This window comes from Parasynechococcus sp. (genome assembly GCF_042954245.1).
Taxonomy (GTDB): Bacteria; Cyanobacteriota; Cyanobacteriia; order PCC-6307; family Cyanobiaceae; genus Parasynechococcus.
Window position 1 is genome coordinate 1 of the sequence record NZ_JBGKDP010000170.1, and the last position, 5,400, is coordinate 5,400.

The 5,400-nt window shown below is 62.6% G+C and carries 6 protein-coding genes; 5 read left to right on the forward strand and 1 reads right to left on the reverse strand.

Features of this window, described 5'->3' with window-relative positions; all coding sequences use genetic code 11:
• Nucleotides 1-101: 101 nt before the first annotated feature.
• Nucleotides 102-1,175: an N-acetyl-gamma-glutamyl-phosphate reductase gene (argC, locus tag ACGVJ8_RS07645; protein ID WP_392346930.1), complete on the forward strand. Its 1,074-nt coding sequence runs from the start codon at nucleotides 102-104 to the stop codon at nucleotides 1,173-1,175.
• On the opposite strand, the gene purN is transcribed toward argC, so the two are convergent.
• Complete coding sequence (purN, locus tag ACGVJ8_RS07650) at nucleotides 1,166-1,726, reverse strand: phosphoribosylglycinamide formyltransferase (protein WP_392346920.1); 561 nt, start codon at nucleotides 1,724-1,726, stop codon at nucleotides 1,166-1,168. The two genes, argC and purN, sit on opposite strands and share 10 nt — an antisense overlap.
• A gap of 72 nt (nucleotides 1,727-1,798) precedes the next feature.
• Between purN and ACGVJ8_RS07655 the strand changes: the two genes are divergently transcribed.
• Genes ACGVJ8_RS07655 through ACGVJ8_RS07670 form a run of 4 tightly spaced genes read left to right on the forward strand, consistent with a single transcriptional unit; the run spans nucleotide 1,799 to nucleotide 4,997 of the window.
• On the forward strand, nucleotides 1,799-2,149 hold the full coding sequence (locus tag ACGVJ8_RS07655; RefSeq protein ID WP_392346922.1) for a DUF1257 domain-containing protein: 351 nt from the start codon (nucleotides 1,799-1,801) through the stop codon (nucleotides 2,147-2,149).
• A 1-nt stretch (nucleotide 2,150) separates the two neighbouring features.
• Nucleotides 2,151-3,851 (forward strand): M61 family metallopeptidase, encoded by a 1,701-nt coding sequence (locus ACGVJ8_RS07660; protein WP_392346924.1) that lies wholly within the window; start codon nucleotides 2,151-2,153, stop codon nucleotides 3,849-3,851.
• Nucleotides 3,833-4,720: an N-acetylmuramoyl-L-alanine amidase gene (locus tag ACGVJ8_RS07665; protein WP_392346926.1), complete on the forward strand. Its 888-nt coding sequence runs from the start codon at nucleotides 3,833-3,835 to the stop codon at nucleotides 4,718-4,720. Before ACGVJ8_RS07660 ends, ACGVJ8_RS07665 begins: the two co-directional genes overlap by 19 nt.
• 37 nt (nucleotides 4,721-4,757) lie before the next feature.
• Complete coding sequence (locus ACGVJ8_RS07670) at nucleotides 4,758-4,997, forward strand: TIGR03643 family protein (protein WP_392346928.1); 240 nt, start codon at nucleotides 4,758-4,760, stop codon at nucleotides 4,995-4,997.
• The last annotated feature ends 403 nt before the right edge of the window (nucleotides 4,998-5,400 follow it).

Consider the following 5,400-nt stretch of genomic DNA (forward strand, 5'->3'; position numbering starts at 1 on the left):
GAGCCTGGTCGCCGGGAGATGACTTCATTATTGATCTCTGTACGATCGACCGTTGGCTGGTTGGTTCAATGGCAGGCAAGACAACGTCGGCGGTTGCAGCGATGGCAACGCTGAAGGGCGGACGGGTTGCTGTGATCGGCGCCTCCGGCTACGGCGGCCTGCAGACCATCCGTCTACTCCAGGGCCACCCCGGGCTGTCTGTGAGTTTTCTGGGCGGTGAACGCAGTGCTGGTCAACGCTGGAGCTCCGTCTGCTCCTTTCTGCCTCTGCCGGATGACCCGACGGTGGAATCGGCGGATCCGGATCGGATTGCAGCCTGTTCCGATTTCGCTGTTCTGAGCCTCCCCAACGGCCTGGCCTGTCAGTTGGCACCGCAACTGCTGGAGCGGGGTGTGCGGGTGGTCGATCTCTCCGCCGACTTCCGCTACCGCTCTCTGGACCAGTGGCTGCAGGTCTATGCCAAGGAGGCTGGCTCCCTCAACCGTCAGGACGCCGAGCTCTGCAGCAGTGCTGTCTACGGCCTGTCGGAATGGAACGGTCCCGCCATCGCTGACGCAACGCTTGTCGCAGCTCCCGGTTGCTTCCCCACCGCTAGCCTGCTGCCCCTGCTGCCGTTCCTCAAGCAGGGTCTGATCGAAACGAGCGGCATCATCATCGATGCCAAGACGGGCACCTCCGGCGGCGGTCGCGTGCCAAAGGAGGCCATGCTGCTGGCGGAGGCCTCGGAATCCATCGCGCCCTACGGCGTGATCGGTCATCGCCACACCTCTGAAATCGAGCAGATGGCGATGGAGGTGGCTGGCCAGGAGGTGCGGCTTCAGTTCACGCCGCACCTGGTGCCGATGGTGCGCGGTCTGCTCTCCACGGTTTATGCCCGCCTGCGTGATCCCGGTCTCACCGCCGAGGATTGCACCACGGTTCTGGATGCGATCTACCGCCACCACCCCGGCGTTGAAGTCCTGCCGGTGGGCACCTACCCCGCCACCAAGTGGGCGCGCCACACCAACCGTGCTCTGCTGTCGGTTCAGGTGGACACCCGCACAGGCCAGCTGGTGTTGATGAGTGCCATCGACAACCTGATCAAGGGCCAGGCCGGGCAGGGCGTGCAGTGCCTCAACCTGATGGCGGGCCTTGCCCCGGAGACGGGGCTGCCGTTGCAGTCGTTCTATCCCTGATGCCAGGTTGGAGTCAGGTCAGCCAGTGCCCTGGGCAGGAGTAGATGTTCCTGCTCCTGGATTCGTTTGGCGAGCCTGGCGTGGTTATCCCCATCGAGAACGGGAACGGCGGCCTGGGCCAGGATCGGGCCGGCATCCAGCTCCTCGGTGACAATGTGCACCGTGCAGCCGGTGACCTTCACACCGGCCTGGAGGGCCTGCCCGATAGGGTCCATGCCACGGAAGCTGGGCAGCAGTGAGGGGTGGATGTTGATCAGACGATCGGAATAGCGGCTGATCAACACCTCCGTGACGATCCGCATCCACCCGGCCATCACCACCAGCTCCACCTGGTCGGCGCGAAACAGGTGCACCAGTTTGCCGTCCAGCTCACGCCGATCCTTGATCAGGCGATGGTCGAGCACCGATACGGGAATGCCAAGACGCTCCGCCCGCTGCTGGGCACCACAGCCCGGATTGTTCACCACCAGCCGCTGGATCCGCGCGTTGAGATCCTCCGCCTGAATCGCCTGGGCCAGGGCCTCGAAGTTGCTGCCGCTTCCGGATGCCATCACCCCCAGCTGCAGCGGGGCCTGGTCAGCTCGATTGTTGTGGCTAGGGTCTGTCAAAGCGGGGTTCGGTCCATGTCCCATCTCTCCATCCTGCCGACTGTCTTCACCGACCTCGAGCGTCTGGTTCAGGCCCTTTATGATGAGGGCTTCACGGTGGAGCAAAAGACCGAATTGCAGGGATTCGCGGACGACTCCCATTCCGTGGATGTGCTCGCGTCCCAAGGCTCAGCCATGCCCCTGGGCTGGACCCAGCGAGACGACGGCACGATCGTGATGCATGGCGACATCCAACGGATCAGCCGCCAGCCGGGGCTTGAACAGTGCTTGCAGCGGGTGACCCGTCGCTACGCCCTCCTCCACGCCATCGACCAAGTGCGCCTCGGTGGCATGGGTTCCGCCGACTTGATCCTGCAGACCCACTGACGTGTTCGAACCGGTTCAGATCCGGCTCGATCTGAGCCATCCCGAAACGCAGACCATCGCTGTGTCCATCCAGTGGACGCCACAAACCCAGCGCCAGACCTTCCAACTGCCGGTATGGACGCCGGGGTCCTATACAGTGCGTGATCATGCCCAACACCTGCACAGCCTGCAGCTGCTGGCCAATGGTGAGGAGCTCCCGGTGCGTCGTTTGGCGCCGCACCAGTGGCTCAGCGATTTGCCGGACCTGAGCCCGCTCACGCTCAACTATCAGCTTGAATCGCGGGATCTGACCGTCCGCACCGGGTTGCTGGATCCCGATTTCGCCTCGCTCTGCCTTGCCGCTGTGGCGATGGACATCGACGGCTGCCGCTGGTCACCGCACCACGTTGCCGTAACGGCCCCGCAGCACTGGTGTGTGCATCTGCCGCTTGAGGCCAGCGCTGACAGCTGGGTCGCTGCCGATTTCGATGCCCTCGTGGACAGCCCGTTGCATGCGGGGCCCTTTCAGGCGGAACCCTTCACGGTGGAGGGCAAGAGCCATGAGCTGCTGCTGATCGGCACGCCGCCGATGGGTTGGCCGCCGAGCTTCATCAGCGACATTGAGAAGGTGTGTAGCGCCACCTGTCGCTTGTTGGGAACCCCACCTCCGGCAGGGGACCGCTACCAGCTGGTTCTGCAACTGCTCGATCAGGGCTACGGCGGCCTCGAACACGACCACAGTGCTGTGCTGCAGTTCAGCTGGTCGGCCCTTGCCAAGCCCAAGGGCTACCGGCAGCTGTTGCAGCTGATTGGCCATGAATACCTGCACCAGTGGAATGTGCGGCGGCTGCGGCCCGTTGAGCTGCGCCCCTACGACTACGGGCAGGCGGTGATCACCGAGGGGCTCTGGTTTGCCGAGGGAATCACCAGCTATTTCGACCTCAGCTTGCCCCTGCTGGCGGGGTGTTCAGATCGGCCGACCCTGCTCAAGGATCTGGGGGAGGAGCTGTCCAGCGTGCTGATGTCACCGGGTTGTTCGATCCAGTCACTGGCGGCTAGTGCCCGTGAGGGGTGGATCAAGTTGTACAAGGCGACGCCAGCCTCGCGGGACAGCCAGATCAGCTACTACCGCCTCGGTGCTGCGGTGGCCTTCTGCCTGGATGTGCGCCTGCGGCAGCGCGGCCATTCCATGGCCGCAATCCTGCGAGAGTTGTGGCAAGGCCCCGGTCGTCAGGCCCGTGGCTATAGCCGTGATGACATCAAGGCCGCCCTGGCCCGGTGGGATGCCGATCTTGCGACGGATCTTCTGGATCAATGGCTGGACCAGCCCGAGGTTCTTCCCCTCATTGATTGTGTGGAGGCCCTGGGGCTGCGCATGGACCCTGTTCCGCTCAAGCATCCCGACCACGGACTCACTCTCAAGGACTCTGAGGGTGCCGCTTTGATTCAGCGGGTGCGGCGAGACAGTCCCGGGCAACGGGCAGGGCTTGTGGTGGGTGATGAGCTGTTGGCGATCAATGGCTACCGGGTGCGTCGCAGCAGTGACCTTTCAGTTCTGCTTGAGAAGCAGGAGTGTGTACGCCTCACCTATTCACGACGCAGCCTGCTCAAGGAGACTCAGCTTGTCCCAGACACCGGTGTGGACCATTGGGTGTTGGATTGGGATCCTGGGTGCACAACGGAACAACGGCAGTTGCGGGATCGATGGTTCGAGATCGTTTAAGCCATTGCTGGGGCGGTGTGTGTAACCGCGTTGATGAGCACCGGTCACTCGCGATCAGCGTTGCTGCAGTGGGGTCATTGGCTCTGGGACTGACTGGCTGGTTGTTGATGGATCAAGGGGAGCTGTCTCCTGTGGTGATCGAACGTGGTCGCCAACGGGAGGACAACCCCTCCTCATCGGTGCCGTTACCGCCGAAGTCGCGCTCCTGGCGGTCGCCACTGGCCCGCCAGTGTTCGGGTGTGGACACCGCGTTGCGGTCGCGTTTGAACCAGCTCGATGCCCGTTCGAGTTCCTGGCGGGCGTTCGTGAAAATCGATCCCACCAATTTTGGTGAGCGTTACGACAAGGACGCCTACGGCCGTGTGATCGACGCCACGCCGCGGGTGGTGGTGCTGCACGAAACCGTTTATTCGCTAAGCTCTGCATTGAATACCTTCATGACGCCTCATCCGCGGGATGAAGATCAGGTGAGCTACCACACATTGGTGGGCCAAGACGGGCGCGTTCTGGATCTGGTGGATCCGTTGAGTCGTGCCTATGGCGCGGGTTATTCCGCCTTTCTGGGGGAGTGGGCGATTACCAACAAGAAGCTCAAGGGCTCCGTTAACAACTTCGCCTTGCACCTGAGCCTGGAAACCCCGCCGTCAGGAGCGAATGCCTATAGCTCTCATTCGGGATACACCACTCAACAATACGACGCGCTGGCCTTGGTTTTATCCGGTTGGATCCGCTCCTTCAATCTGCCGCCGGCGGCGATCACCACCCATCGCCATGTGGATCTGGGCAGAGAACGAGGGGATCCGCGCAGTTTCGACTGGTCGAAACTGCAGACGCGACTCGCGGCCCTCGGGGACCTCTGCGTGACCTGATGCGTAGTTAGCGTTCGAATCCCTGTGCACTGCGTCGGTGACAACGCTCCCCAGCGAAAATCTCGATCGGATCATTGAAATGGCCTGGGAAGACCGCACCCCCTTCGAGGCGATTGAATTTCAATTCGGACTCTCCGAGCCGCAGGTGATCGCAGTGATGCAGCAACAGATAAAAGCGTCGTCGTTCAAGCTCTGGCGCAAGCGGGTGAGCGGCCGCAAAACCAAACACGCCGCCACCAGCCGCTCTGATCGGTTCCGGGCGAGCTGCCACAAGTGATTGGGGCCTGCTTCGGTTCAGAGCAGGACGCCTCGCAGGATTCCCTCAACGAGTTCGGTCGGGTTCATGCCCTGGGAGAGGTTCGTTGGTGCGTTGCGGTAAGTCGGGCCTGAGATCAGACCTGCAGCCACCTACCCCATCACGCCGGCAAGAGGGGCAACGTCATCGGAGCTCGGGGCCGCAGTCGTGAAGGGCCCTGACGCAGCCATAGAAATCCCTGGCCTCTTGGCATTGGGCCGCCACTTCGGCGTCCACCTAAGCCAGCGCTGCTGATGGGACAAACAGCCCAAGCGCCAGTAGTATCGGGAGTTGTTTCATCGATCTGCGGTGCTGGATCGATGCTTGACCAGCCCGGGGGGCTCCCCCTATCCCCCACTTCCTCTTGATGGGGTTTTAAACCGTG